Raw genomic sequence first — 26,499 nt, forward strand, 5'->3', positions numbered from 1 at the left:
GCAGAGTTACTTAATGAATGGGCGGGTCAGCAGACCGACAGGGCCAGTGGTGTACCAGCGACGGTTGCCGCGACTGCGTGAGTCGCGCCCAACGGCCTGCGTCAGGCGGTCGAGGATAATGGCGAGGATCACAATCCCGACGCCGCCAACGGTGGCAAGGCCCATATCCAGACGACCGATACCGCGAAGTACCATCTGACCCAGCCCGCCGACGGCAATCATCGAGGCGATGACCACCATAGAAAGAGCCAGCATCAGCGTCTGGTTAACGCCCGCCATAATGGTCGGCATCGCCAGCGGTAACTGAACTTTGAACAGCATCTGGCGCGGGCTGGCACCGAATGAGCGCGAGGCTTCAATCAGATCCGCCGGAACCTGGTTAATCCCCAGAATCGTCAGACGGATAATCGGCGGCAGAGCAAAGATGATCGTCACCACTACGCCCGGCACGTTACCGATACCAAACAGCATGACGATTGGTACCAGATAAACAAACGCTGGCGTGGTCTGCATGGCATCAAGCAGTGGACGAATAATTTTCGCCGCTCGCGGACTTCTCGCCAGCCATATCCCCAACGGCAAACCGATGACGATACAGAACAGCAGGGCGGTTAACACCAGCGCCAGAGTCACCATTGCCTGCGACCAGGCACCGATTGCGCCGATGGCAATCAGCGAAACCAGCGTCGCCACGCCCATTCCGACCCCGGAAATCTGCCAGGCGATGAGAGCGAAAACGATAATCGCCACTGGCGCTGGCATACCCAGCAGCAATTGCTGGAAACTGTTGAGGATATAATCAACCGGAACGCGCACGCCCTGGAAGACGGGACGGAAATGGGTAACAACCCAGTCGATCCCTTCAGTGACCCAACTGTCGAGCGGGATCAGCGTTTTATGGAACGGATCGAGAATATTAAAATGCTCGACGTTTGGCGCAGGCGTACTGGTCAGCCAGTCAGCACCACCGCCGTCAGTCGGTGCAGTCGTCGGTGTACCCCAGGCGTCTGCGGATTGCGCGGCACTGTCCGCCGCTGGCGTGGTATCCCACGGATTATTTTGATCAGCCATTATTTACCCCCTCACGATCTAAAGCGCGCAGCAGCATTCCTTTCGAAATGATGCCGACATACTGTTGGTCCTCGTCGACCACGGGCACCGCACAGGGTGCCTGTCCGACATGAGAGAGCAACTCGCTAAGAGGCGTTTGTGCATCGACTGCTAACGGCGCATCAATCAGCGCCGCATCAAGACCTTGCTGCTGCGTTAACGCGGTTTTAAGCGAATCGATGGAGACTGCGCCGACAAACTTATTACCGCGTTCGATAACGTAGCCATATTCGCGATCTTCATCCTGCAATAATTTCAGTGCCGAACGTGGGCCGAAGCCAGGGGTTTTACGAATTAAGCCATTCGGTGTCCGGCGGGCAATATCTTTCGCACTGAATACCTGACTAATATCAACGCCACGGAAGAAGGTACGGACATAATCATTCGCCGGATTATTGAGAATTTCATCCGGTGTGCCGACCTGTACCACTTCACCATTTTGCATAATGGCAATTCGGTCGCCAATACGCATGGCTTCATCGAGATCGTGGGAAATAAAGACAATGGTGCGCTGATGTTTCGCCTGTAATTTTACCAGCTCATCCTGCATCTCGGTGCGAATTAATGGATCGAGCGCCGAGAAGGCTTCGTCCATTAATAAAATATCCGGATTAATCGCTAACGCGCGGGCTAATCCCACACGTTGACGCATCCCGCCAGAGAGTTCATCCGGGTAGCTGTGGGCATAATTTTCCAGCCCGACCTGACGCAGTGCATCAAGGGCTTTTTCCCGGCGTTCTTCGGCATTAATTCCGGCCAATTCCATACCGAACGCAGTATTGTCCAGCACGGTCATATGCGGCATTAAGGCAAAGGACTGGAAGACCATCGCAATCTTTTTTCTGCGCACCTCACGGAGTTTGGCATCGGATATTTTGGCAATATCCACACCATCAATCAGCACTTGCCCGCGGGTGGGTTCAATCAGGCGATTGAGAAGGCGTACCATTGTGGATTTACCCGAGCCGGATAATCCCATGATGACAAATATCTCGCCTTCTTCAATGGCCAGACTGGCGTCTTTTACGCCAAGCGATAGCCCAGTTTTTTCCAGAATTTGTTCTTTTGAAAGTCCTTGTTCGATATATTTGAATGCTCGCTGTGGATGCTCACCAAATATTTTATAAAGGTTTTTAATTTCTAATTTAATTGCCATGCAATAGAAAGATTCCTGTTATTTGTTTATGTCGATATATTACCCAATGGAAATAGTTACTTTTTTCTACCCTAACATACTGAGAATCTGAGGCAACCCCTGATGGCAAATGTGGCATGAATATTGATGCGAGCAAATCGCCGGAATTTCCCGTGATATAAGGGCTGAGAGCAAATCGAGAAAAGTTGATATTTTTTGTCAAAGATAGCGAAAAAACGCCTGAATATTGTGGTTTCAGGCGAATAATGCAACAGAGTATCAGTGTAGATCACCACAAAATATTTGCGTGATAAAAAGCTATTTGGCGGGAATTATTTCCCTGTCGCGGGTAGTGATATTTTTGAAAATAACACCCTCAGAAATTCCAGTCTTCATCTTCTGTTTCAACCGCTTTCCCCATCACATAAGAGGAGCCTGAACCGGAAAAGAAATCGTGATTTTCATCGGCATTCGGCGAAAGCGCGGCGAGGATTGCCGGATTCACTTCCGCCATTTCTGCGGGAAATAAAGGTTCGTAGCCCAGATTCATCAAAGCCTTATTGGCGTTGTAACAGAGAAACGCTTTCACATCGTCAGCCCACGGGGTTTCGGCGTACAGCTCATCGGTGTATTGCAGCTCGTTGTCGTAGAGTTCCAGCAACAAATCGAAGGCGAAACTCTTCAACTCTTCACGTTGTCCCAGAGATATCTTTTCCATGTTTTTCTGATATTTATAGCCTATGTAGTAACCGTGGACTGCTTCATCACGGATAATCAGACGGATCAGGTCTGCGGTATTGGTCAGCTTTCCGCGGCTGGAAAAATACATCGGCAGCCAGAAACCGGAATAGAACAAAAAAGATTCAAGAAACACACTGGCGATTTTCTTTTTCAGCGGATCATCACCGCGATAATGTTGCTGAATAATCTGAGCTTTTCGCTGCAACGGTGCGTTTTCTTCACTCCAGGCGTAGGCGGCATCGACATCTTTGGTCTGGCACAGCGTCGAGAAAATCGAACTGTAAGAGCGGGCATGAACCGCTTCCATAAAGCTGATATTCGATAATACCGCTTCTTCATGAGGCGTGAGTGCATCGGGCATCAGCGAAGGCGCGCCGATAACATTTTGCAGCGTGTCGAGCAGCGTCAGGCCAGTAAAAACGCGCATCGTCAGTTGTTGTTCTACGACAGTTAATGTCTGCCAGGCAGGAATATCGTTCGACAGCGGCACCTTTTCTGGTAGCCAGAAATTGCTGGTCAGGCGATTCCACACCTCCAGATCTTTATCGTCAGATATCTTGTTCCAGTTGATGGCGCTGATACGTGAGAGTTTCATAGATATTCCTTAAAGTGCACAGGAGACGCAGCCTTCAATTTCAGTGCCTTCCAGCGCCATCTGACGCAGGCGAATGTAATAGAGCGTTTTGATACCTTTGCGCCAGGCGTAAATCTGCGCTTTGTTGATATCGCGAGTGGTGGCGGTATCGGGGAAAAACAGCGTCAGCGACAAACCCTGATCGACATGGCGAGTCGCTTCCGCGTAGGTGTCGATGATCTTTTCTGCGCCGATTTCGTAAGCATCCTGATACAGCGCCAGATTTTCGTTAGTCATAAACGGGGCAGGGTAGTAAACGCGTCCTGTTTTGCCCTCTTTGCGTATCTCTACTTTCGCCACAATCGGATGAATACTCGACGTAGCATGGTTGATATAAGAGATAGAACCGGTTGGCGGCACCGCCTGAAGATTCTGGTTGTAAATGCCGTAGCGCATCACGTCGTCGCGCAGTTGCGCCCACATCTCACGGGTAGGTAACGTAATACCGCTGCGGGCAAACAGTTCGCCAACTTTCGCCGTTTTCGGCTGCCAGTTACCTTGCAGATATTGGCTAAAATATTCACCACTGGCATAACGTGACTGTTTGAACCCGGCGAAGGTTTCACCGCGTTCGCGCGCCAGCAACATCGAGGTACGCAGTGCGTGCCAGGTGATGGCATAGAAATAGAGATTGGTGAAATCCAGTGCTTCCGGCGAACCATAAGCGATGCCTTCTCGCGCCAGATAGCCGTGTAAATTCATCTGCCCCAGTCCGATGGCGTGTGAGGCGGCATTTCCGGCTTCGATGGACGGCACGCTGCGGATATGACTCATATCTGACACCGCCGTTAAACCGCGCACGGCAGTCTCTACCGTGCGGGCAAAATCGGGGGAATCCATGGTGTGCGCAATATTCAACGAACCTAAATTGCAGGAGATATCATGGCCTGTGCGGGCATAGTCGAGATTCTCGTCATACTCTGAGGCACAGTTGACCTGCAAAATCTCTGAGCAGAGATTACTCATATTTATGCGCCCGGCGACAGGGTTAGCACGGTTTACCGTGTCTTCATACATGATGTAGGGATAGCCGGACTCAAACTGGATTTCTGCCAGCCGCTGGAAGAAATCACGGGCGTTGAGGTATTTTTTGCGGATGCGTTCATCGGCAACCAGTTCGTCATAGTGTTCGCTGATGGCGATATCGGCAAACGGCTTGCCATAAACTCGCTCAACGTCATAGGGCGAAAACAGCGCCATCTGCGCATTCTCTTTTGCCAGATGGAAAGTGATATCCGGGATCACCACGCCCAGCGACAGTGTTTTAATGCGGATTTTTTCGTCGGCATTTTCCCGTTTTGTATCGAGAAAACGCAGAATATCGGGATGATGAGCATGTAAATAGACTGCACCTGCCCCCTGACGCGCGCCGAGTTGGTTGGCATAGGAAAATGCGTCTTCCAGCATTTTCATCACCGGAATTACGCCAGAAGATTGATTTTCAATACGTTTAATTGGCGCGCCCGCTTCTCGCAGATTCGACAGCAAAAATGCCACGCCGCCGCCGCGTTTCGACAGTTGCAGTGCGGAATTTACCGCCCGGCCAATCGACTCCATATTGTCTTCAATACGCAGCAGAAAACAGGAAACCAGTTCGCCGCGCTGCTGCTTACCGCAGTTGAGGAATGTCGGCGTGGCTGGCTGAAAGCGTCCTGACAGCATTTCATCGGTCAGTTGCAACGCCAGCGTCGCATCGCCTTGTGCCAGCGTCAGCGCCACCATCGTGACTCGATCGGCAAAATCTTCCAGATAACGTTTACCGTCGAATGTCTTCAACGTATAGCTGGTGTAAAACTTCCATGCCCCGAGGAATGTCTGGAAACGAAAACCGCTGGTGTGTGCGTGGGCAAACAGCGTAATGACAAAGTCGCGAGAGTAGCGATTAAGAACGCTTTCATCATAGTAACCTTCGTTGACCAGCCAGTTCAGGCGCTGCTGCTGGCTACTGAAGGTCACACTGTTCGGACGCACATGCGTCGCCATAAAGGCGTCAACGGCCTGGCGGTCTTTATCGAACTGAATGCGACCTGCGCTATCGTAGAGGTTAAGCATCGCATTCAGCGCGTGGTAATCCATCGTTTCCTGCGTCAGGCATTCTGCGGTTGTCGTTGCCAAAATTCGGTTACTCCTTTACGAACGTTTTCGATATCGCTTTGCGTACCCATGAGTTCAAAACGGTACAGCCACGGCACGCCGCATTTCCGGGCAATCACATCTCCGGCGCGGCCATACGCCTCACCAAAGTTGCGATTACCAGAAGCAATAACGCCGCGAAGCAACGCCCGGTTGTGCTCGTCGTTTAAAAAGCGAATTACCTATCGTGGCACCGCGCCAGCCGTACCGCCGCCGCCGTAAGAGGGCACGATCAGGATGTAAGGCTCGTCTACCTGAATCCGTTCCCGCTCATTGAGCGGGATGCGCACCGCGGGCAGACCTAAACGTTCGATAAAACGCTGCGTGTTTTCGGAGCTGCTGGAGAAGTAGACGAGCTGGCTCATGCACTGGCCGCGTGTGGCGCTGGATGCAGACGGTTAATCATGTCCGGACGGAAACCAGACCAGCTAAGATCGCCAGCAATCACTACCGGCAACTGACGAAAGCCCTGAGCACGCAACGCTTCCGCTGCTTCAGGAACGCGATCGACATTAATCATTTCAAAATCAAAGCCCCGGTTTTCCATCGCCCGTTTGGTGGCGTGGCACTGAACGCAATCGTTACGAGTGTAAATAGTTATGCGCATGATTCGTATTTCCGTTTAAAATGAAGATACGGCGCGATGATACGCGTCGGGTTGTCTCTCTGTTGATACAGAGATACTAGATGTAGTTGAAAAAAAGATTCAACCACACAATATATAGCAAATAGTGATCGAAATTACCCTAGATATGAGCGTGACGGGGGAGGGGGATTTTTGTGATTCACCAGGCAAAAAGAAACCCCGAAGACAGGCTTCGGGGTTAAAGACGCGTATTTATTATCATTTTTGCACTACGATTTGCGCATGCTTAACAGTGCGCCGATAAAAATACCTACCGCAGCTGCTGTACCCACGCTACACCAGGGTCTTTCACGAACAAAAGAATCCGCGCAGCCAACGGCATCGCGTGCGGCTTGCTGGACGCGAGTACGACCATGCATTCGCGCCCTGGTTTCTTTCAGCAATGCCTGAGCTTTACTGCGTGCGGCTTCAGCTTCCCCTTTGGCGTCGCTGCCCCAGGACTTCAATACAGATTCGAGGCTGTCAGCTAATTGATTGACATCATTCTGGATATCCTGCACGCCATCATCAACGTCGTTGCGGTTCGGTCGGTTAAACATATGATCCCCCATTAGAATTCGATGTAATTTTCAGTGTAGACCATAATTTTCTTAACTGAGGTTCATCGCGGCTTTATGGACTTTTCTGAAAGCGTTGTGAATGCGCAATCAGGTAAGGTAGGCCCGCGGTTGATAATAACGAGGATCAAATATGTATTTACGACCAGACGAGGTGGCGCGCGTACTTGAAAAAGTCGGTTTTACTGTCGATGTGGTAACCCAGAAAGCTTATGGTTACCGCCGTGGGGAAAATTATGTCTATGTTAATCGCGAAGCGCGAATGGGACGTACCGCACTGGTAATTCATCCAACATTAAAAGAACGTAGTTCGACACTGGCTGAACCCGCTTCCGATATTAAAACTTGCGATCATTATCAACAATTTCCGCTCTATTTAGCAGGCGAGCGACACGAGCATTACGGTATCCCGCATGGCTTCAGTTCGCGTGTTGCGCTTGAACGTTATTTGAATGGTTTATTTGGCGAAGCCAGTTAAAGACGCGACTGGCGATGCCAGTCGCGAAAAGAAGAGTCAGGCTTTTACCTGCTGGTAATGGCTGACTTTAAACAGTCGGCGGCAATAATCGAGGAAGTAGCCATAAACCGCCCCCATCAACATCGAAACAACGATGTTTGAACTGACCGCCGCCATAATCTGATGCCAGTCTGCGCCCACCACTAACAAGATCGCCACATACACCGGTGACTGGAACGTCACATAAGCCAGGATATCAGCCAGATTTTTTATCCAGCCCGACGGGCTAACTTTGCGTGCCGCGCGCATAAATAGATCGCGGTACATACCGTATGGCCATGCAATTAAGATGTTCACCGGAATCGCTACCAATCTGGAATAAAAAGACTGTTCGAAGCTCATTCCGGAGAGGAAAACTTCAATACACATGTTCACGACAGAACAGTAAACAACCATCGCGAACGTATCTGCAACTGCATGACGCAAGCGTGACTGCGGTGAGAACATGCTAATGCTCCTTAATAAAAGCGTAATGGGATGTTAATGGAGATGAAAGCAGTGGATCTCATTGCCATCTGCATTTTCGCATAGCGTATATCGCTGGCTATGACTATTCAATTAGTGAAAAATTTTTATTTAGTCAGTTTTTGTAGATAAAATATTCCGTAACGGCTCGTTTTTTGTACATTGTGGATTTTTACATGCCGATATGATTTATTTTCAATTAAATCAATTAGATATGACCTTGCCTTTAATTTCACTAATGAAAGTTTGGGGGTGAGGTAACGCTATAAGCGTAGAGAATTCGGTGTATGTCGTGACCGTGTCATTTACAGCATTTTTGATGCCAGAAAATGTACATTAACAGCAGAAAGCACCAGTGAGGGGGGTGCCCCTATTAAGTTGTCAAGCATGTTATGACCCCTGCGGGGTATAAAAAGTCCCGTCGCGCATCATGGCGAACAGAACGTCGCAGCGTCGTCTCGCTAGGGCGATAAGCGCCTGATTGTGTCGTTTTCCCTGACTCATTTTGCGGGTGTAGTAAGCCCTGGAGAGCGGATCCCTGAGCGCGGCGAAGGCCGACAGGAACAACGCCCGTTTGAGAGCTTTATTACCCCGTCGCGAGGGATGCTCACCGCGTATTGACGAGCCGGATCGCCGAGTTACCGGCGCAAGGCCAGCATAAGCAGCGAGATGTGCGGCAGAGGCGAAGGCGCGGCAGGCGACCTCGGTGAGGAGTCTGGCTGCGGTCCTGACACCGACTCCGGGCATACTGGTCAGGACCGGGTAAAGAGGGTGAGCAAGAACTCGCTGTTCTACCTCAAGCGCCACCTCGTCTCTTTGCTTACGCAGCGTGATGAGCTGGAGTGCCAGACGTGGCAGTACTACGGCAGCGGCATTCGTGCCGGGAACGACGACGGTTTGTTCGGCCAGTGCCTGAGCTATGTCTGCTGCAAGGCGTTTACCCAGACGAGGCGCAAGTTTGCAGAGCTGGGCTGCCAGCTTCTTCTCACCCAGCGAAGCCCAGCGAAGCGAGTTTTTCTGGTGAGGGATATCGCTGGAGAAGATCGAGTACCGCCGGGTGCTCAAGTCTCGGACCGAGAACGCGCTCCAGTGCCGGATGTATCTGGGTCAGAAGGCCGCGGATACGGTTGCTGGCCTGCGTTGTCTGTGCGGCAAGATCATCATCGAAGCCGCAGAGCATGGAGAGTTCGGCGATTTGCTCGTCAGCCAGTTTCAGCGTGCGTAGCGCGTGAGGCAGGGTACGGGCAGCTTCGGCAATGATGGCAGCGTCACGAGCATCAGTTTTAGCTTCACCGGCGTGTAAGTCGGCTATGCGGCGCATGGCCAGTCCAGGGAGGTATCCGACAAGGACTCCTTCTGAGCGGGCAACGGCGACAGGTAACGCACCGATGGTAGCTGGCTGATCAACAACCAGCAGTATCTGACCATGTTGTTTCAGGTCAGATATTAGCGACCTGAGTTTGTTTTCGTCGTTGGGTAATGCTTTATCGAACAGGCGTTTACCTGAACGATTAATGGCAACAGCGTGATGCGTATCTTTACCGACATCAACGCCGATAAAGACCTGGACGGATTCGTAATCGCTGGATTCGGTCATTCTGTCTCCCTTGTATATGGGTTAACCAGATAACCACGGGGAGCAGGTACCAGCATCCACGTTACAGACGGTCCCGGCAAAAGTGCCTGACCTGACCCCTATTAGCGGTTACCAGCGCCCCACCAGACCCGGTGACATCACCCCCCGGATCATGGACGACTGGGGCAGTAATCATGCCGGGTCTGGCTGGCTAACACCCCATTATAAGGGGTACGAATAAAGTAACGGGGGTTCTTTTATTCTGTTATATTGCATTTTTATTCACTTCGGTTTTGTCAGGCTTGCGGAATTAGCGAGCAGAGAGCGCCGTTCTGTTCACCAATAATCTAAATTACTCATCAAAATGGCTAATATATAATCTTGAAATTATTCTGAGAGTTTCAGAAAATAACAGCTGAAATAATCTCGCGCAAGACTGTAAATAGATTAAATTTTGTGGAAATATAATAAGTGATCGCTTACACTACGCGACGAAATACTTTTTTGTTTTGGCGTTAAAAGGTTTTCTTTATTATGTCCGTAATGTTACAAAGTTTAAATAACATTCGCACCCTCCGTGCGATGGCTCGCGAATTCTCCATTGACGTTCTTGAAGAAATGCTCGAAAAATTCAGGGTTGTCACTAAAGAAAGACGTGAAGAAGAAGAACAGCAGCAGCGTGAACTGGCTGAGCGTCAGGAAAAAATTAGCACCTGGCTGGAGCTGATGAAGGCTGACGGAATTAACCCGGAAGAGTTATTGGGTAATAGCTCTGCTGCTGCACCACGCGCTGGTAAAAAACGCCAGCCGCGTCCGGCGAAATATAAATTCACCGATGTTAACGGTGAAACTAAAACCTGGACCGGTCAGGGCCGTACACCGAAGCCAATTGCTCAGGCGCTGGCAGAAGGTAAATCTCTCGACGATTTCCTGATCTAATTACTGAGGCCGGATGTCGCTGCTAAATAGCTGCGCTTAATACCGCTACACTTTTGCCAGCCCATGTTTGCCTCCGGGGAATGGGCTGACGGTTTCCATAAAATGGCGAACTTTTTTCAACAGTTGCCACATTGAGCTGCACTGATGATTACGCGTTATTGTGTCGTGAAGTGCCTGCCATAGCCGTTCAACATGATTCACCCATGGCGAGTAAACCGGCTGATAAATGACCCTGAACTTCGGGTTCTCCTTCAGCCAGCTCTGTGTTTCCCGGCTTTTGTGGATAATGTAGTTGTCCACGATCAGCGTGATGGTTTTCGCCCGACGGTATGTCGCTTTAAGCCGCTTCAGCAGGCTGATGAACAGCGCCGAACTTTTGCTGTTGCCGCCCACACAGCTGACTTTACCTGTCCCGCTGTGCAGCGCTCCGGCCAGATAATATTTTTCATTCTGTCCCGGCGTGACCACCCGTTTTTGCTGTCCGCGCAGTTGCCAGTCCGCACCGATTTTGGGATTAAGATGGATATCCACTTCATCTTCATAAAAGACCGGATGCTCTGCGCTGCATTCGTCCAGTGCTTTATGGATTGCTGCCATCTTTTCATCTTTATGCGGGTCACGGATACGCAGAGTTGGCGCAGCCCTTCGCCACACAATCCCCGCAGACGGCAACCAGCGGCGAACGGTTCCGGCATTTAACTGGCAACCGGTTATCTCATTGATTTTTATTGCCAGCAGTTCTGTACTCCAGCGTGAACGCTGGTAGCCAAAGTCGCCGGGAGAATGTTTTACCAGCTCACGTAACAGTGTGCAGATATGCTCAAACGGCCAGCGACGGGCACGCCCGGCAGGTAATGATTTCAGTCCCTCAACACCCGACTGCGTGAACCAGTTAATCCAGCGTCCAACAGAGGAACGGGCGCAGCAGAGCGTTCTGGCAACGTCGCTGACACGGTCGCCCCGGTGCAGCATCAGCATGGCAGTCAGTCTGCGGGCATAATTTTTATCGTGTGTTTTATGGATGGCTTTCTGCATCAGGCGTCGTTCGTCACGGGAAATTGGTGCTATGATCGGCATTGCTCAGTCCGGTTGGTGATTTGTTTTGATTTGGCGATTGATCAGATCGCACAATCCGGGCTAAGTTCCCTCAAAGTGATCTACTATTCCGCGCAGCTATTTAGGGCGCGTCCGGCGTCGCTTCTCAAGCTCGTTGGTTCCACGGCATCTTATCTAACAACCTTGCCATTCCACAAAAACCGCTGATTCCTGCAAACAGTAACCCGGCACCAACAAAGCCACTTAATAAGAAGAAACCGCTATTTACGGTATAACCCAGTACAACGCCGATTAATATTAAACCACCCGCAGCGATCTGCACCTGGCGCATTAACGGCAAGGGTTGAGATTTATTTACCGCTACTGGCAATCCAGCTCTTTTCCAGCCATCAATCCCATCTTCGAGTAAAAATATTTCTGCGGGGGCGGCAATCGCTGCTAATTTATCGGCGTTATTACTGGTGCGTTTACCTGCCTGGCAGTGGAATATAATTTGCTCGCGACGTAATTTAGGTGGAAGACCTGACTGTTCCAGCACGGATAATGGAGCCAGATCTGCTTCAGGAATATGTTCACGAAGATATTCATCAGCGTCACGAATATCGATTAACTTTGCGCCGCGTGCGATTAATTCTTGTGCATCATGCGGCGAAATGGTTGTCAAAGCCATAGTGACTCCTTACGGACAATAGACATTTTTCAGGGTGGCGATAATGGCATTTACCGCCTCATTTTTAATGGAATATAGAATGCGTTGGGCATCCCGTTGGCTGTCGATAAGCCCTTCGTCCCGCATACGAGCGAGATGCTGTGATGTCGCAGAGGCACTCAGTCCGGTAATGCGCGTCAGCTCTCCCGCGCTGGTGCCGGGGGAACCGCTAAGCATGCACAGAATCAGCAATCGTTTAGGATGGCTCATTGCTTTCAATAAGGCCGCTGCCTGTTCGGCACTGGCCTGTAATTGCGCGAGTTCAGTCATATTTATTTAAGTATTTTCTAAATTAAGTAAGCTCTAAACTAAAAATGCAACATATACCAGCCTCAGCAGCGTAAATGAGAGTAAAAGCGTAAGCTGAAACTGGCAGGCTCCGCTAAAATTACTACGCTTAAGAGATAAAATCTCTTTTTAAACAATGAGTAATTTTCTTATAGGGAGTACATATGGGTTTCTGGAGAATCGTCATCACCATCATTCTACCGCCGCTCGGCGTGCTGCTCGGTAAAGGGTTCGGTTGGGCGTTCATTATTAATATTCTGCTGACACTGCTTGGGTATATCCCCGGTTTGATTCACGCGTTCTGGGTGCAAACCCGCGATTAAACCTGTGCTCACCCCCGCGGCGTTAACGCGCCGCGTTCCTCTGCTACACTTTCTGAGTGTTTCCGTTAACGAATGAGGTAGCTATGGGTCTGTTCAATTTTGTGAAAGATGCCGGAGAAAAACTCTGGGACGCGGTTACAGGTCAGCACGATAAAGACGATCAGGCGAAGAAGGTGCAGGAGCATCTGAGCAAAACCGGTATACCTGATGCTGATAAAGTGAACATTCAAATTGCCGACGGCAAAGCGACGGTCACTGGTGACGGCCTGAGTCAGGAGGCGAAGGAGAAAATCCTTGTTGCGGTGGGGAATATTTCCGGTATTGCCAGTGTTGATGATCAGGTGAAAACGGCGACACCAGCCACTGCCAGCCAGTTTTATACCGTTAAGTCTGGCGACACTCTGAGTGCCATTTCCAAACAGGTCTACGGTAACGCTAATCTGTACAATAAAATCTTCGAAGCGAATAAACCGATGCTAAAAAGCCCGGATAAAATTTATCCGGGGCAAGTGTTGCGTATTCCGGAAGAGTAGTTAATTGCCAGCCATCGCCTGCTGGATAATGGGAATTGGCGTCAGTAAATGCTGGCGCATTAACTCACTGGCGCGCGCGGTATCTCGCGCCAGTACCGCCGCAGTCAGGGTCTGGTGCTGATCGTGTTTATCCTCCAGCATTTCTACCGAAAGCACCGTTCGCCGCAGCCAGATAAATCGATAGCGCGCCGCCAGATCAAACAACCGTTCACGCATTTGCAGCAAATAGTGAGAACCACAGCCCGCCACAATTGCTGTATGAAACGCCTGATGACGCAGATCCCACTCATCAAGCATTTTCTCGCTGGCGTCACAGGCTTCCAGCTTACTGAGCAGATGCGCTTTTGCGAGAACGTCTGCCTCCCACTCATCGCCACCGCGGGCAATCGCCAGACTCACTAACATCGCTTCCATATTGGCGCGGGCATCGAAAATATCGAGCAGCTCCTGCTCTGACATAGACGCCACCCGATACCCTTTTTGATTCACCACCGTGACCAGCCGTTCCGCCACCAGTTGAGAAAGTGCTTCCCGCAACGGCCCAACGCCAAGTGCATAACGCGATGTCAGCAAACTCATCCGTAATTTTTCATCCGGTTGAAAATTACCGCGAATAATATCGTTCTTCAGCCAGCGATAGCCATCCAGAGACGTAATGGTCATGGTGTGACTCCTGATCATTATCAGCGCGTATTATGAACGGGTGTTTTTTGCCACAATACCAGCTTTTTCCAGCGAGCCATAATTGGCACGGTACAGATAATCCCTATCGCTAATAAGCCGGTGGAGATCACTTCTAACTGTTGCGCCGGACGGAATAGCATCACTACCAACACAAAGGTAATAAAGCCGATGACCAGCCAGGTGAGCCAGGGATAAAGCCACATTCGCAAGCGAATTTCGCTTCCTTCCGCTCGCAGAATTTTGCGCATCCGCAACTGTGAAACGGCGATGACTAAATAAACCAGCAGGGCGATAGCGCCGGAGCTGTCGATCAGAAATTTAAATACCTTCGCAGGCGCGTAATAGTTCACCACCACCGTTAAGAATGCCGCGCCGGTGGAGAGTAACACCGCCACGTACGGGGTTTTACTGCGGTTGATTTTACCCATTACCGCGGGAGCATCACCGCGACGGCTTAAGGAGTAGAGCATCCTTGAGGCGGTATACAGGGCCGAGTTCAGGCAACTGGTTACGGAAAGTAATATCACACAGTCCATGATTAATTTCGCATGGGGAATATTGAGCAATTCCAGAACCGAGCGATAAGATCCAACGGCTTTCAGCCCCGGCATATTCCACGGTATTAATGCCACGACGACAAAAATAGAGCACAAATAGAAGATAGAAATACGCCAGATAACCGAGTTGGTGGCGCGGACAATATGTTTTTCCGGCGTGTCGGATTCCGCGGCGGCAATGGTGACAATTTCTGCGCCCATAAACGAGAACATGGTGATCAACATCGCGCTTAATACCGCACCGAAACCGTTGGGCATAAAGCCGCCGCTATCCCACAATCTTGAGATCCCGCTCACTTCGGCATAAGGGTAAAAACCGCTAATTGCGACTGCACCAAGGAAAATAAAGGCCAGGATAGCGATGACTTTGCACAGCGCCAGCCAGAACTCAAATTCGCCGTAGTTTTTAACGCTTAATAAATTACTGCCAGTTAAGGCAAGGGTAATGACGAGGGAAAATAACCAGATGGGAATGCCTGGAACCCACGAGTGCAGGATCATAGCGGCGATATTGGCTTCCAGCGGGATAACCAGTACCCAAAACCACCAGTACAACCAGCCGATGGTATAGCCCGCCCAGCGACCAATGGCTTTATCGGCATAGGTGGAAAACGAACCGGTATCGGGCGTGGCAACCGCCATTTCCGCCAACATCCGCATAATCATAACCACCAGTAGCCCGGCGAACAGATAGGCCAGTAATACCGCCGGGCCCGCTTCGGCGATGGCGACGCTGGAACCGACAAACAGACTTGCGCCGATAACACCGGCAATAGACAACATGGTGACGTGGCGTGATTTCAGCCCGCCGCCTAACTCATGTGGTTGCGATGATTGCCCCATCCTGAATCCTCTCGAAAGTGTGTCACTTGGGAGAGCGCCCCGACATTTCCCGCGCCGGGTCACGCGTTTAATTGAGACGGTCAACAAAATCTTAAAAACGAAAGCGGGAGGGTTTTCTCCCTCTCCCTTAGGGAGAGGGCCAGGGGAGGGTTTAGCCGCGTGTTTTACCCCTCACCCTAACCCTCTCTCCAGAGGGGCGAGGGGACTGTCCGCAGTCGTTTTTAACTTTGTCGTTCGCCTCATCGTTATTATTTTTTACTGCATCGTTATCATTCCCTTAGCAACGGTTAACTCTTACAAACGGACATAGCTACTGCTTCGCCTCAGCAAAACACTGGCTGATGATCTCCAGACCCTGACGGATCTGAGCGTCTTCAATGGTGAGCGGTACAAGGATGCGCAGCACGTTGTAATACGGGCCGCAGGAGAGAAGAATCAGGCCCTTATCGCGGGCGCGTGCCACGATCTCGGCGGTGAGTTTTGCGTCCGGTTTGCTGTGATCGCCATCTTCAAACAGCTCGATGGCAATCATCGCTCCCAGCCCGCGTACGTCGCCGATCTCCGGGTGTTTTTCGGCTATCGCCAGCAATCCGTCTTTTAGCTTCTGCCCCAGATCGTTGGCTTTTTGCAGCAGATTTTCATGCTCGAACACCTTCAACACTTCCAGCGCAGCCACGCAGGCAATCGGGTTACCGGCATAGGTGCCGCCCAGACCGCCCGGTGCAACAGCGTCCATCACTTCCGCGCGCCCGGTGACGCCCGCCAGCGGGAAACCGCCTGCGATCGATTTCGCAAAGGTGGTAAGATCCGGCGCCACGCCCATCTGCTCCATCGCAAACAGCGTGCCGGTACGCCCCGCGCCGCTCTGCACTTCATCGGCAATCAGCATGATCCCGTGCTCGTCACACAGAGCGCGTAAACGCTGCATAAAGGCTGGCGACGCGGCGTAGAAACCGCCTTCGCCCTGAACCGGCTCAATCACGATGGCGGCGATATCTTCCGGCGCGGCATCATTTTTGAAGATCCGGTGGATGCTGGCGATAGCGTCATCCTCGCTTATGCCGTGCAGCGGGCAAGGATAAAGCGCGCGATAAACATGACCCGGCATCAGCCCCATGCCCGCAGAGTACGGATTCACCTTGCCGGTCAGCGCCAGCGTGTAATGCGTGCGCCCGTGATACGCGCCGCTAAAAGCGATGGTGCCGCTACGTTTGGTGGCGGCGCGGGCGATTTTTACCGCGTTTTCCACCGCTTCGGAACCGGTCGTAACCAGCAGCGTTTTCTTGGCGAAATCGCCCGGCACCTTCTGATTCATAATCTCGCACAGCTCCAGATACGGCTCGTAAGCCAGCACCTGGAAGCAGGTGTGCGACAGTTTTTTCAACTGCGCTTCCACTGCGGCCACCACCTTCGGATGCAGGTGCCCGGTATTGAGCACCGCAATCCCGCCCGCGAAATCAAGATACTCACGGCCTTCAACGTCCCACACCCGGCAGTTTTCCGCGCGGTCAGCGAAAATCGGGTGAATTTGCCCAACGCCACGGGGAATCGCCTGACTGCGGCGCTGCATTAACTCTTTATTGCTGTTCATTCGCATTCTCCAGTTAAAGACCGATGCACATATATTTGATTTCTAAGTAATCTTCGATGCCATACTTCGAACCTTCACGACCCAGACCCGAGGCTTTGATGCCGCCGAACGGGGCCACTTCATTGGAAATAATGCCGGTATTGATGCCGACGATGCCGTACTCCAGCGCTTCGCCCACGCGGAAGACGCGGCTTAAATCACGGGCGTAGAAATAGGCGGCAAGGCCAAACTCGGTGTCATTGGCTTGCGCAATCACATCGGCTTCATCTTTAAAGCGGAACAGCGGGGCGAGGGGGCCGAACGTCTCTTCTTTCGACACTTTGGCGTTGGCCGGCACGTCCACCAGAATGGTCGGCTGGAAGAAGTTGCCGCCGCGTTCATCCGCTTTACCGCCGCAAACCACACGCGCACCTTTCTCCAGCGCATCGGCAATATGCTCTTCCACTTTTGCTACCGCTTTTTCATCGATCAGCGGCCCGATGGTGACGCCTTTATCCAGCCCGTCGCCGATGTGCAGTTTGCTCACCGCCTGCTGCAATTTTTCGGCAAAGCGGTCATACACGCCGTCCTGCACGTATAAACGGTTGGCGCAGACGCAGGTTTGCCCGGCGTTGCGGAATTTCGAGGCCAGCGCGCCTTCCACGGCTTTATCGAGATCGGCATCGTCAAAGACGATAAACGGCGCGTTGCCGCCCAGCTCCAGCGACACTTTTTTGATGTCTTTCGCGCACTGTTCCATTAACTGGCGGCCAATTTCGGTCGAACCGGTAAACGACAGTTTGCGTACCAGCGGGTTGCTGGTCAGTTCATTACCGACCGCGCCTGCCGAACCGGTGACTACGTTAAACACGCCAGCCGGAATGCCCGCGCGAATCGCCAGCTCCGCCAGCGCCAGCGCAGAGAACGGTGTCTGACTGGCGGGCTTCAGCACCATGGTGCAGCCTGCCGCCAGCGCCGGACCGGCTTTACGGGTAATCATCGCCGCCGGGAAGTTCCACGGCGTGATAGCTGCGGTAACGCCAATCGGCTGCTTGATAACAATCAGGCGCTTATCGGCCTGATGACCGGGAATGGTATCGCCATAAATACGTTTGCCTTCTTCGGCAAACCACTCAATAAAAGAGGCAGCGTAGCTGATTTCGCCTTTCGCTTCGGCCAGTGGTTTGCCCTGTTCGAGGGTCATCAGGCGCGCTAAATCGTCCTGATGCTCCATCATCAAATTGAACCAGTTGCGCAGAATGTTGGCGCGTTCTTTGGCGGTGAGCGCACGCCAGGCGGGCAGGGCGCGGTTGGCGGCGTCGATAGCGGCGCGGGTTTCATCAGCGCCCATTTTCGGCACGCTACCCAGCTTGTCGCCGTTCGCCGGATTGGTGACGTCGATGATCCCGCCATTGTTGGCGTCCAGCCATTCCCCGTTAATCAACGCCTGCTGGCGGAATAAGTTACTGTCGTTAAGTTTCATTGTTACGTCCTGTTTTCAAAGGTTATTGATTAAATGCGGCGTGTAAGGCATCCACACTACGTGCCGCTCGCAGCGTGCGTCCGGGGTTACTCTGGCTTGCCAACAGCGTTTGTACCTTGCTGACAATATGCGCACCAATAGGAATTGCTGATGTCGCTGCCGGGGAGGGCGCATTGCAGGTGTGGATCGTGCGTGGGGTGGTGACAAACAGAAAATCGTCAATCAGCTTGCCGTCCGGCGATACTGCCTGCGCCCGCACACCGGCGGGCCAGGGCTGGAGATCGCTTAACGAAAGCCGGGGACAATACTTTTGCACCAGCCGCAGGTAGCCGCTTTTGCACAGCGAGTTTTTCATCTCGCCCAGTCCTGAGCGTAGATGGTTTTGCAGCACCCGGCGAATCCCCGACGAGCTCAAAATCTCCAGCGTGTCACTAAATGAGAAGTCGCGCTTGCGATAGCCTTCGCGTTTGAAAGCCAGCACCGCGTTTGGCCCGACGGTCACGCTGCCGTCGATCATGCGGGTGAGATGCACGCCCAAAAATGGCATCGCGGGGTCGGGAATGGGGTAAATCAGGTGGTTAACAATCTGGTTATGCTCCGGCGCAAGGCGGAAATACTCACCACGGAACGGGCAGATGATAAAGCCCGGTTCGAGGCCGAGCATTTTCACCAGCCGGTCAGCCATCAGCCCGGAACAGCTAATCAGCGTCGATGCTTCATATTCACCGCCCTGACGGGTGCGTATCACCACGCCGTTTTTATGCTCACTGAGGGCGCTGACTTCGGCGTTATAAATAATCTCGCCGCCTCTGGCCTGGAAGATTTTTGCCATTGCCGCTGTGACTTCGCGGTAGCTGACAATGCCGCTGGACGGCACAAAAATGCCACCAAGCCCGGTGATATTCGGTTCGCGCTCGCGCAGTTCCACGGCGTTTATCCACTCGCGCTCGATACCGTTCGCCGCTGTGCGTTCCCATAAGGCGCGCATCCGTTCCATTTCGAGCTGAGACGTGGCGACCAGCATCTTGCCGCAGTTGTCATAGCGAATGCCGTTTTGATCGCAAAAGGCTTTGGTGGCGCGGTTCCCCGCCAGGCAAAACTGCGCCTTCAGGCTGCCGGGCGTGTAATAGACCCCGGCATGGATCACGCCGCTGTTGTGGCCCGTCTGGTGACAGGCCGGGCCGGACTCTTTTTCCAGCAACGCAATGCGGGCATCCGGATAAACATCAATCAGTTGCATGGCGGTCGACATGCCGATGATGCCGCCGCCAATAATCACAAAATCATACATCCGCTCAATTCCTTTGCGCTTACTGATGCGTCTGGTAGTGGTGAGTGGCGTAAGCGAAATAGCCACGCTGACGCATCAGTTCACGGCGCAGATCCGGGTGCGGAGTAAAGCGGTCGCGACCGTGCAGCCAGAACAGGTTGTTTATCAACAGGAATTTGCCAACGGGAACGGGTACAGAAAGAATGCCTTTGCTGGTTTCAATGGCATCGGAAAGCTCGCTCAACCACACGCCTTCTTCAAAATCTTTTGGCTGGACGAACTGGTCGATATAGCGCATCACCGGGCGACCCTGTTGATCAACGTCGAACACTGGATGGAAAACATCTTTGCTGACGTTTTTGCTCGGCGGCGCGGCAAAGCGCATCGGGCGACGCGCCAGTGGATGGCGGAAATAGTGGTCCAGATGTTCCCAGTCATCGAGATGCAGCAGCAACGAATTTCCACCCTGCATGTTTTGCTCATCGATTTTCATCATCAGCACGTAATCGGTGATCTCTTCGACATACGTGCCGTCGTTGTGCAGTTCCATCACGCGGTGCGGCTGACGCAGATAGCTGTCTGAGTTATCGACATTTTTCACCACGAAACGCGCGTAATACTGACCGCTCATCGCATCGAAATTTGAGCGACCAATCAGATGCGCTACCGCCGTTGCCAGCTTCACCATCTCATCTGCCTGCGCCACATCATCGATACCCACCGCATTGATCAACAGCGCACCTTCAGCACGGTTTAGCAGGGTCTTCAACAGCAATGGTTGCAGCTGATTCGCACACAGATCGTCAAGAATTTTGCCTACCCGAAAACGCAGAAACGATTTGTACTCCAGCGCCTGTACGGGCCATTCGGCAACCTGCTCGAGAAACTGTTTGGTCGTCTGTTCGGTGAAGGTGAGTTCCAGCAGACGCGGGGATTGCGCCGACGGGATGAGAGTGAATCCGCTATAGTCCTGGCCTGAATCGACAGCGTTATTTTGTACGGCGGTCAGTGCATTCATCAGAAGCGATCCTCTTATGAGATGTAGGGTGACATGGCGATGCTCATTTCGTAGCCATAATCTAAAAATATCTACATTTCTGAAAAATGCGCACAAAAGCGACATATTGTTTTCTTATTGTGATCAAAAGCAACAAATTAGTAACATTTAACGTAGAGTATTAAGGCAAAGTGAGACAGGAAATGAATAACTAAAGCAACAGGTTAGGGGGAGTTAACATTAGAGAACAGATTATCTGGTCGATAAAAAACAGTAAATGGCTTCACTGCAAAATGACCGTTAGTAAACTAAACATATTATCTGCCCCGTTTTATCGGGGCAGATATAACATTAAATTATAAATAGAGATAGTTCGGCGGTTCTCCTGTTTTCCCTAAAAGAAGAGCGCTACGCCCAGGAATATTGATATTTAGAGTTCCGCCTCTAAGCGTAAATACTTTACCAGGGGGGATAATTTTTCGGGTATTATTAATAATAATGTTAACGCTATTACTCCCCATGTTTTTATATATTCCAGGTTGCAATTTGTTAGGCCAGGTACCTTCAACTTCTTCGTTTCCTTTATTTATTATAACTAGTCCATCATGAGGAGAGTGATTAATGTTCACAGAATCCCCACGACTAAAGGCCAGAACGTTTTTAGTTGCAAATACACCCTCAAATGCGCTCCATATTCCTGCTTTATCTATATATAATGCGTGGAATTCATTGTAGAGCTGCTGATAGGTAGAGCAACCTTTATTAAGCCACGCCTCACCACCGACACGCGTGGACCCATCATAATTTTTAATTTCAGTCGTTGATTTTAATACCTGGCCATCCCAGTAAACTAAAGGTCTGCTGAACGGGAGAGCGGCCATATATGCCATTGCTAATTGTTCATCTTGTTGATGGTTAAATAGAAAGTCATTGAAAAGATTGCCATTGTTAGGAAAATCGTGGTTAATGTTAATCAATATCCGTCTTTCTGATGGGATGCTTGAGATTGTGGAACCCGGTTTTGATGCAAGGGTTAGGAGATCTCCCCCGAATGAAAAGGCTTTTATCGTCTTCATGAGCAATGAAAAATCAATGGCGCTTAAATCATCTCTTTCATAAAGCAGTGATGACATTTGTTGTTCATCCAACTGACAAGTTACCAGATATTCCATGTAATTCATAACGGCTTTTTTATGATATTTTGGGTTAAATAAGTTAGTATTGTGTAACCGCTCATTATAATTTTTAAGCGGTGGGGTTATTGATCTTTCTATTTGTTCATGTTTTGAGTGTTTTGCCGCATCATAACGTAAACCTCGTACGCCATATTTTCGCATTTCACGAACGTATTGATTTTGCAACATAATAACCTGGTCACTTTTGGGTGTTGTTTTAGGAATTCCATTTAAACGCTTTTCTTTTAATGCATGGAGGTTTTCCCATTCATCCTTAGAGATGTTATCTTTACTTGCTTCGAAGTCTTTTGCAGTGAGATGTATATCTTCTGGATGGATTTGTTTACGTTCTTTTGTTACTGGATCTTTAATGAATGGAATCAAAACCTGACCTTGCCAATAGCCAGGGATACCACCTTCTATATCTTTACTGATCTTCGCTCGTATATCAGCAGAGGGATAATCCAGGTCATTTTTACCACTACCCCCAATTCCCATAAAGTTAAAGGTATAATCAGGAATGATATCGATACCAAATTTTTTAGCATCTTTAACCAATGCAATAAAATCCTGCAAATCTCCCATTGGATTATGGATGGTACAAAGATCTTCGGGTTGATAAGCATGAAACCAGTAACCCTTTTCTTCTTCGGGAGTTTCTGGTCCGTCGGCGCGGAAAGTTGTCACTGGAGGGATTTGTATATACCCATAATGGCAACGTGCAAACTCAGACATATTTTCCCTGATTTGCTGGTAGGTGGCATTAAAAGCATGAAGAATCGCTTCGCCGGGTTTTTTAGGGGTGATGATTTCACATTGTGATTTCTGAACAGCAGTAAGAGATTTACGCTCAAGTGTCTGCCGTAGATGTTCTGGATTGATTAGTATTTTAAATGTTTCTTGCTGTCCGGAAGGTGACGTAACGTTAATATTATATACATCGGCGGTGATGCTGCCAACTTACTGATTTAGTGTATGATGGTGTTTTTGAGGTGCTCCAGTGGCTTCTGTTTCTATCAGCTGTCCCTCCTGTTCAGCTACTGACGGGGTGGTGCGTAACGGCAAAAGCACTGCCGGACATCAGCGCTATCTCTGCTCTCACTGCCGTAAAACATGGCAACTGCAGTTCACTTACACCGCTTCTCAACCCGGTACGCACCAGAAAATCATTGATATGGCCATGAATGGCGTTGGATGCCGGGCAACTGCACGCATTATGGGCGTTGGCCTCAACACGATTTTACGTCACTTAAAAAACTCAGGCCGCAGTCGGTAACCTCGCGCATACAGCCGGGCAGTGACGTCATCGTCTGCGCGGAAATGGACGAACAGTGGGGCTATGTCGGGGCTAAATCGCGCCAGCGCTGGCTGTTTTACGCGTATGACAGTCTCCGGAAGACGGTTGTTGCGCACGTATTCGGTGAACGCACTATGGCGACGCTGGGGCGTCTTATGAGCCTGCTGTCACCCTTTGACGTGGTGATATGGATGACGGATGGCTGGCCGCTGTATGAATCCCGCCTGAAGGGAAAGCTGCACGTAATCAGCAAGCGATATACGCAGCGAATTGAGCGGCATAACCTGAATTTGAGGCAGCACCTGGCACGGCTGGGACGGAAGTCGCTGTCGTTCTCAAAATCGGTGGAGCTGCATGACAAAGTCATCGGGCATTATCTGAACATAAAACACTATCAATAAGTTGGAGTCATTACCTACATCGGGGTGATGCTGCCAACTTACTGATTTAGTGTATGATGGTGTTTTTGAGGTGCTCCAGTGGCTTCTGTTTCTATCAGCTGTCCCTCCTGTTCAGCTACTGACGGGGTGGTGCGTAACGGCAAAAGCACTGCCGGACATCAGCGCTATCTCTGCTCTCACTGCCGTAAAACATGGCAACTGCAGTTCACTTACACCGCTTCTCAACCCGGTACGCACCAGAAAATCATTGATATGGCCATGAATGGCGTTGGATGCCGGGCAACTGCACGCATTATGGGCGTTGGCCTCAACACGATTTTACGTCACTTAAAAAACTCAGGCCGCAGTCGGTAACCTCGCGCATACAGCCGGGCAGTGACGTCATCGTCTGCGCGGAAATGGACGAACAGTGGGGCTATGTCGGGGCTAAATCGCGCCAGCGCTGGCTGTTTTACGCGTATGACAGTCTCCGGAAGACGGTTGTTGCGCACGTATTCGGTGAACGCACTATGGCGACGCTGGGGCGTCTTATGAGCCTGCTGTCACCCTTTGACGTGGTGATATGGATGACGGATGGCTGGCCGCTGTATGAATCCCGCCTGAAGGGAAAGCTGCACGTAATCAGCAAGCGATATACGCAGCGAATTGAGCGGCATAACCTGAATTTGAGGCAGCACCTGGCACGGCTGGGACGGAAGTCGCTGTCGTTCTCAAAATCGGTGGAGCTGCATGACAAAGTCATCGGGCATTATCTGAACATAAAACACTATCAATAAGTTGGAGTCATTACCTACATCGGGGTGATGCTGCCAACTTACTGATTTAGTGTATGATGGTGTTTTTGAGGTGCTCCAGTGGCTTCTGTTTCTATCAGCTGTCCCTCCTGTTCAGCTACTGACGGGGTGGTGCGTAACGGCAAAAGCACTGCCGGACATCAGCGCTATCTCTGCTCTCACTGCCGTAAAACATGGCAACTGCAGTTCACTTACACCGCTTCTCAACCCGGTACGCACCAGAAAATCATTGATATGGCCATGAATGGCGTTGGATGCCGGGCAACTGCACGCATTATGGGCGTTGGCCTCAACACGATTTTACGTCACTTAAAAAACTCAGGCCGCAGTCGGTAACCTCGCGCATACAGCCGGGCAGTGACGTCATCGTCTGCGCGGAAATGGACGAACAGTGGGGCTATGTCGGGGCTAAATCGCGCCAGCGCTGGCTGTTTTACGCGTATGACAGTCTCCGGAAGACGGTTGTTGCGCACGTATTCGGTGAACGCACTATGGCGACGCTGGGGCGTCTTATGAGCCTGCTGTCACCCTTTGACGTGGTGATATGGATGACGGATGGCTGGCCGCTGTATGAATCCCGCCTGAAGGGAAAGCTGCACGTAATCAGCAAGCGATATACGCAGCGAATTGAGCGGCATAACCTGAATCTGAGGCAGCACCTGGCACGGCTGGGACGGAAGTCGCTGTCGTTCTCAAAATCGGTGGAGCTGCATGACAAAGTCATCGGGCATTATCTGAACATAAAACACTATCAATAAGTTGGAGTCATTACCCATGTTTATTGCGTGGTTTATAAGTATTGTTATTGCACACTCAAGGCCCTTTAGCTCAGTGGTTAGAGCAGGCGACTCATAATCGCTTGGTCGCTGGTTCAAGTCCAGCAAGGGCCACCAAATCATTATTTACGTATCAGGAAGAGTTAAGGGTACAAGGGGTACTCGATGGCGGTCTATATTTCATGACTAACGCCATTTCAAGGAAGAAGTGCGGTGGGTGGTTTCGAATGAGGGCTGGTGTTTTGGTACGTGGCACGCCACTGCAATGTATTTATCCATCAGTACTCATTCAAAAGTACCTGGAAAAAATGCCTGCTATGCCAAGCGGGCAAATTGCTTACATGTGGAATTAAGTAATTAACGATAAAGCCAGAGTATTATCATTTATTATACCCCTTCATTTAATCAGGTTAATTACTCAAATCACGGTAATGACTCCAACTTATTGATAGTGTTTTATGTTCAGATAATGCCCGATGACTTTGTCATGCAGCTCCACCGATTTTGAGAACGACAGCGACTTCCGTCCCAGCCGTGCCAGGTGCTGCCTCAGATTCAGGTTATGCCGCTCAATTCGCTGCGTATATCGCTTGCTGATTACGTGCAGCTTTCCCTTCAGGCGGGATTCATACAGCGGCCAGCCATCCGTCATCCATATCACCACGTCAAAGGGTGACAGCAGGCTCATAAGACGCCCCAGCGTCGCCATAGTGCGTTCACCGAATACGTGCGCAACAACCGTCTTCCGGAGACTGTCATACGCGTAAAACAGCCAGCGCTGGCGCGATTTAGCCCCGACATAGCCCCACTGTTCGTCCATTTCCGCGCAGACGATGACGTCACTGCCCGGCTGTATGCGCGAGGTTACCGACTGCGGCCTGAGTTTTTTAAGTGACGTAAAATCGTGTTGAGGCCAACGCCCATAATGCGTGCAGTTGCCCGGCATCCAACGCCATTCATGGCCATATCAATGATTTTCTGGTGCGTACCGGGTTGAGAAGCGGTGTAAGTGAACTGCAGTTGCCATGTTTTACGGCAGTGAGAGCAGAGATAGCGCTGATGTCCGGCAGTGCTTTTGCCGTTACGCACCACCCCGTCAGTAGCTGAACAGGAGGGACAGCTGATAGAAACAGAAGCCACTGGAGCACCTCAAAAACACCATCATACACTAAATCAGTAAGTTGGCAGCATCACCCAAATCACTGAACTATTCTCTGTTCGCTCACTGATGATAAGTGAGTGTCACAACCACGATTTGTATGCGGGCCAATGCCGTAGAGTAAGGATGAA

24 protein-coding genes, 1 tRNA gene and 3 pseudogenes are annotated in these 26,499 nt (G+C 50.9%); 8 read left to right on the forward strand and 20 right to left on the reverse strand.

Annotated elements, in window-relative coordinates; translation table 11 throughout:
* Nucleotides 1-6: 6 nt before the first annotated feature.
* The 7 genes and pseudogenes from proW to C1P89_RS25430 all read right to left on the reverse strand — a co-directional run bounded on the left by proW (nt 7) and on the right by C1P89_RS25430 (nt 6,938).
* On the reverse strand, nt 7-1,071 hold the full coding sequence (gene proW, locus C1P89_RS25400) for a glycine betaine/L-proline ABC transporter permease ProW (protein WP_000774989.1): 1,065 nt from the start codon (nt 1,069-1,071) through the stop codon (nt 7-9).
* Nucleotides 1,064-2,266, reverse strand: a complete 1,203-nt coding sequence (gene proV / locus C1P89_RS25405; RefSeq protein WP_000985508.1) for a glycine betaine/L-proline ABC transporter ATP-binding protein ProV — start codon at nt 2,264-2,266, stop codon at nt 1,064-1,066. The genes proW and proV overlap by 8 nt, the downstream gene beginning before the upstream one ends.
* A 355-nt stretch (nt 2,267-2,621) precedes the next feature.
* The gene (gene nrdF, locus C1P89_RS25410; RefSeq protein WP_000777969.1) at nt 2,622-3,581 is read right to left on the reverse strand and encodes a class 1b ribonucleoside-diphosphate reductase subunit beta; all 960 of its coding nucleotides are present in this window, start codon (nt 3,579-3,581) and stop codon (nt 2,622-2,624) included.
* Nucleotides 3,582-3,590: 9 nt separating this feature from the next.
* Complete coding sequence (nrdE, locus tag C1P89_RS25415; RefSeq protein WP_000246541.1) at nt 3,591-5,735, reverse strand: class 1b ribonucleoside-diphosphate reductase subunit alpha; 2,145 nt, start codon at nt 5,733-5,735, stop codon at nt 3,591-3,593.
* Nucleotides 5,708-6,118 (reverse strand): annotated as a pseudogene (gene nrdI / locus C1P89_RS25420) (class Ib ribonucleoside-diphosphate reductase assembly flavoprotein NrdI). The gene nrdE and the pseudogene nrdI overlap by 28 nt, the downstream one beginning before the upstream one ends.
* The gene (gene nrdH, locus C1P89_RS25425; RefSeq protein WP_001223227.1) at nt 6,115-6,360 is read right to left on the reverse strand and encodes a glutaredoxin-like protein NrdH; all 246 of its coding nucleotides are present in this window, start codon (nt 6,358-6,360) and stop codon (nt 6,115-6,117) included. Before nrdH ends, nrdI begins: the two are co-directional and overlap by 4 nt.
* Before the next feature lie 248 nt (nt 6,361-6,608).
* Nucleotides 6,609-6,938, reverse strand: a complete 330-nt coding sequence (locus C1P89_RS25430) for an ElaB/YgaM/YqjD family protein (RefSeq protein WP_001295174.1) — start codon at nt 6,936-6,938, stop codon at nt 6,609-6,611.
* A 151-nt stretch (nt 6,939-7,089) separates the two neighbouring features.
* Between C1P89_RS25430 and C1P89_RS25435 the strand changes: the two genes are divergently transcribed.
* Nucleotides 7,090-7,434, forward strand: a complete 345-nt coding sequence (locus tag C1P89_RS25435) for a DUF2002 family protein (RefSeq protein ID WP_000281320.1) — start codon at nt 7,090-7,092, stop codon at nt 7,432-7,434.
* Nucleotides 7,435-7,470: 36 nt separating this feature from the next.
* Here the strand turns inward: C1P89_RS25435 and alaE are convergent, their stop codons facing one another.
* Complete coding sequence (gene alaE / locus C1P89_RS25440; RefSeq protein ID WP_000492655.1) at nt 7,471-7,920, reverse strand: L-alanine exporter AlaE; 450 nt, start codon at nt 7,918-7,920, stop codon at nt 7,471-7,473.
* Nucleotides 7,921-8,328: 408 nt separating this feature from the next.
* Nucleotides 8,329-9,535 (reverse strand): annotated as a pseudogene (locus C1P89_RS25445) (IS110-like element ISEc20 family transposase).
* 513 nt (nt 9,536-10,048) lie between these two features.
* Here C1P89_RS25445 and stpA point away from each other — a divergent pair.
* A complete protein-coding gene (gene stpA / locus C1P89_RS25450) occupies nt 10,049-10,453 on the forward strand; it encodes a DNA-binding protein StpA (protein ID WP_000115383.1) in 405 nt (134 codons plus the stop codon).
* Between the two features lie 45 nt (nt 10,454-10,498).
* Here the strand turns inward: stpA and C1P89_RS25455 are convergent, their stop codons facing one another.
* From C1P89_RS25455 to C1P89_RS25465, 3 genes are all read right to left on the reverse strand, one after another.
* A complete protein-coding gene (locus C1P89_RS25455; RefSeq protein WP_005136263.1) occupies nt 10,499-11,530 on the reverse strand; it encodes an IS630-like element IS630 family transposase in 1,032 nt (343 codons plus the stop codon).
* A 124-nt stretch (nt 11,531-11,654) separates the two neighbouring features.
* Nucleotides 11,655-12,179, reverse strand: a complete 525-nt coding sequence (gene ygaP, locus C1P89_RS25460; protein WP_001229467.1) for a thiosulfate sulfurtransferase YgaP — start codon at nt 12,177-12,179, stop codon at nt 11,655-11,657.
* A gap of 9 nt (nt 12,180-12,188) precedes the next feature.
* Nucleotides 12,189-12,488, reverse strand: coding sequence for an ArsR/SmtB family transcription factor (locus C1P89_RS25465; protein ID WP_000137280.1), 300 nt, complete (start codon nt 12,486-12,488; stop codon nt 12,189-12,191).
* Between the two features lie 182 nt (nt 12,489-12,670).
* Here C1P89_RS25465 and C1P89_RS25470 point away from each other — a divergent pair, with 182 nt between their 5' ends.
* Nucleotides 12,671-12,829 carry a YqaE/Pmp3 family membrane protein gene (locus C1P89_RS25470; protein ID WP_000508177.1) on the forward strand — a complete coding sequence of 53 codons (159 nt, stop codon included), beginning with the start codon at nt 12,671-12,673 and terminating at the stop codon, nt 12,827-12,829.
* A gap of 83 nt (nt 12,830-12,912) precedes the next feature.
* Entirely contained in the window at nt 12,913-13,362 is a 450-nt protein-coding gene (kbp, locus tag C1P89_RS25475) for a potassium binding protein Kbp (protein WP_000522424.1), read from the forward strand.
* On the opposite strand, the gene csiR is transcribed toward kbp, so the two are convergent.
* From csiR to C1P89_RS25510, 7 genes and pseudogenes are all read right to left on the reverse strand, one after another.
* On the reverse strand, nt 13,363-14,025 hold the full coding sequence (gene csiR / locus C1P89_RS25480) for a DNA-binding transcriptional regulator CsiR (RefSeq protein ID WP_000156811.1): 663 nt from the start codon (nt 14,023-14,025) through the stop codon (nt 13,363-13,365). It lies immediately after the preceding gene.
* A gap of 20 nt (nt 14,026-14,045) precedes the next feature.
* Nucleotides 14,046-15,446 carry a GABA permease gene (gene gabP, locus C1P89_RS25485; RefSeq protein WP_001295173.1) on the reverse strand — a complete coding sequence of 467 codons (1,401 nt, stop codon included), beginning with the start codon at nt 15,444-15,446 and terminating at the stop codon, nt 14,046-14,048.
* Between the two features lie 310 nt (nt 15,447-15,756).
* Nucleotides 15,757-17,037 (reverse strand): 4-aminobutyrate--2-oxoglutarate transaminase, encoded by a 1,281-nt coding sequence (gabT, locus tag C1P89_RS25490; RefSeq protein ID WP_001087604.1) that lies wholly within the window; start codon nt 17,035-17,037, stop codon nt 15,757-15,759.
* A 13-nt stretch (nt 17,038-17,050) separates the two neighbouring features.
* The gene (gene gabD, locus C1P89_RS25495; RefSeq protein ID WP_000772897.1) at nt 17,051-18,499 is read right to left on the reverse strand and encodes an NADP-dependent succinate-semialdehyde dehydrogenase; all 1,449 of its coding nucleotides are present in this window, start codon (nt 18,497-18,499) and stop codon (nt 17,051-17,053) included.
* Between the two features lie 22 nt (nt 18,500-18,521).
* Nucleotides 18,522-19,790 (reverse strand): L-2-hydroxyglutarate oxidase, encoded by a 1,269-nt coding sequence (gene lhgO, locus C1P89_RS25500; protein ID WP_000271990.1) that lies wholly within the window; start codon nt 19,788-19,790, stop codon nt 18,522-18,524.
* 19 nt (nt 19,791-19,809) lie between these two features.
* The gene (glaH, locus tag C1P89_RS25505; RefSeq protein WP_001315804.1) at nt 19,810-20,787 is read right to left on the reverse strand and encodes a glutarate dioxygenase GlaH; all 978 of its coding nucleotides are present in this window, start codon (nt 20,785-20,787) and stop codon (nt 19,810-19,812) included.
* A gap of 335 nt (nt 20,788-21,122) precedes the next feature.
* Nucleotides 21,123-22,892: pseudogene (locus tag C1P89_RS25510) on the reverse strand (alpha amylase C-terminal domain-containing protein); the annotation flags it as partial.
* 49 nt (nt 22,893-22,941) lie between these two features.
* Here C1P89_RS25510 and C1P89_RS25515 point away from each other — a divergent pair.
* The 4 genes from C1P89_RS25515 (at nt 22,942) to C1P89_RS25530 (ending at nt 25,326) form a co-directional block, all read left to right on the forward strand.
* A protein-coding gene (locus C1P89_RS25515) for an IS1-like element IS1A family transposase (protein WP_094096600.1) occupies nt 22,942-23,639 on the forward strand; the annotation gives its coding sequence in 2 pieces (ribosomal slippage) (nt 22,942-23,191 and nt 23,191-23,639; 699 coding nt in all).
* Nucleotides 23,640-23,717: 78 nt separating this feature from the next.
* Nucleotides 23,718-24,415 (forward strand): IS1-like element IS1A family transposase gene (locus tag C1P89_RS25520; RefSeq protein ID WP_094096600.1). Its coding sequence is split into 2 segments (ribosomal slippage): nt 23,718-23,967 and nt 23,967-24,415, totalling 699 coding nucleotides; the frame shifts between segments, so codons are not numbered across the junction.
* Between the two features lie 78 nt (nt 24,416-24,493).
* A protein-coding gene (locus C1P89_RS25525) for an IS1-like element IS1A family transposase (RefSeq protein ID WP_094096600.1) occupies nt 24,494-25,191 on the forward strand; the annotation gives its coding sequence in 2 pieces (ribosomal slippage) (nt 24,494-24,743 and nt 24,743-25,191; 699 coding nt in all).
* A 59-nt stretch (nt 25,192-25,250) separates the two neighbouring features.
* A tRNA-Ile gene (locus C1P89_RS25530) sits at nt 25,251-25,326 on the forward strand.
* Nucleotides 25,327-25,651: 325 nt separating this feature from the next.
* Here C1P89_RS25530 and C1P89_RS25535 read toward each other — a convergent pair.
* Nucleotides 25,652-26,349 (reverse strand): IS1-like element IS1A family transposase gene (locus tag C1P89_RS25535; protein ID WP_094096600.1). Its coding sequence is split into 2 segments (ribosomal slippage): nt 25,652-26,100 and nt 26,100-26,349, totalling 699 coding nucleotides; the frame shifts between segments, so codons are not numbered across the junction.
* Nucleotides 26,350-26,499 lie beyond the last annotated feature (150 nt).

This window comes from Shigella sonnei (genome assembly GCF_002950395.1).
GTDB lineage: Bacteria > Pseudomonadota > Gammaproteobacteria > Enterobacterales > Enterobacteriaceae > ECMA0423.

Coding starts and splice junctions, on each gene's coding strand:
- proW (WP_000774989.1), bottom strand. CDS start 1,071: ATGGCTGATCAAAATAATCCGTGGGATACCACGCCAGCGGCGGACAGT.
- proV (WP_000985508.1), bottom strand. CDS start 2,266: ATGGCAATTAAATTAGAAATTAAAAACCTTTATAAAATATTTGGTGAG.
- nrdF (WP_000777969.1), bottom strand. CDS start 3,581: ATGAAACTCTCACGTATCAGCGCCATCAACTGGAACAAGATATCTGAC.
- nrdH (WP_001223227.1), bottom strand. CDS start 6,360: ATGCGCATAACTATTTACACTCGTAACGATTGCGTTCAGTGCCACGCC.
- C1P89_RS25430 (WP_001295174.1), bottom strand. CDS start 6,938: ATGTTTAACCGACCGAACCGCAACGACGTTGATGATGGCGTGCAGGAT.
- C1P89_RS25435 (WP_000281320.1), top strand. CDS start 7,090: ATGTATTTACGACCAGACGAGGTGGCGCGCGTACTTGAAAAAGTCGGT.
- alaE (WP_000492655.1), bottom strand. CDS start 7,920: ATGTTCTCACCGCAGTCACGCTTGCGTCATGCAGTTGCAGATACGTTC.
- stpA (WP_000115383.1), top strand. CDS start 10,049: ATGTCCGTAATGTTACAAAGTTTAAATAACATTCGCACCCTCCGTGCG.
- C1P89_RS25455 (WP_005136263.1), bottom strand. CDS start 11,530: ATGCCGATCATAGCACCAATTTCCCGTGACGAACGACGCCTGATGCAG.
- ygaP (WP_001229467.1), bottom strand. CDS start 12,179: ATGGCTTTGACAACCATTTCGCCGCATGATGCACAAGAATTAATCGCA.
- C1P89_RS25465 (WP_000137280.1), bottom strand. CDS start 12,488: ATGACTGAACTCGCGCAATTACAGGCCAGTGCCGAACAGGCAGCGGCC.
- C1P89_RS25470 (WP_000508177.1), top strand. CDS start 12,671: ATGGGTTTCTGGAGAATCGTCATCACCATCATTCTACCGCCGCTCGGC.
- kbp (WP_000522424.1), top strand. CDS start 12,913: ATGGGTCTGTTCAATTTTGTGAAAGATGCCGGAGAAAAACTCTGGGAC.
- csiR (WP_000156811.1), bottom strand. CDS start 14,025: ATGACCATTACGTCTCTGGATGGCTATCGCTGGCTGAAGAACGATATT.
- gabP (WP_001295173.1), bottom strand. CDS start 15,446: ATGGGGCAATCATCGCAACCACATGAGTTAGGCGGCGGGCTGAAATCA.
- gabT (WP_001087604.1), bottom strand. CDS start 17,037: ATGAACAGCAATAAAGAGTTAATGCAGCGCCGCAGTCAGGCGATTCCC.
- gabD (WP_000772897.1), bottom strand. CDS start 18,499: ATGAAACTTAACGACAGTAACTTATTCCGCCAGCAGGCGTTGATTAAC.
- lhgO (WP_000271990.1), bottom strand. CDS start 19,790: ATGTATGATTTTGTGATTATTGGCGGCGGCATCATCGGCATGTCGACC.
- glaH (WP_001315804.1), bottom strand. CDS start 20,787: ATGAATGCACTGACCGCCGTACAAAATAACGCTGTCGATTCAGGCCAG.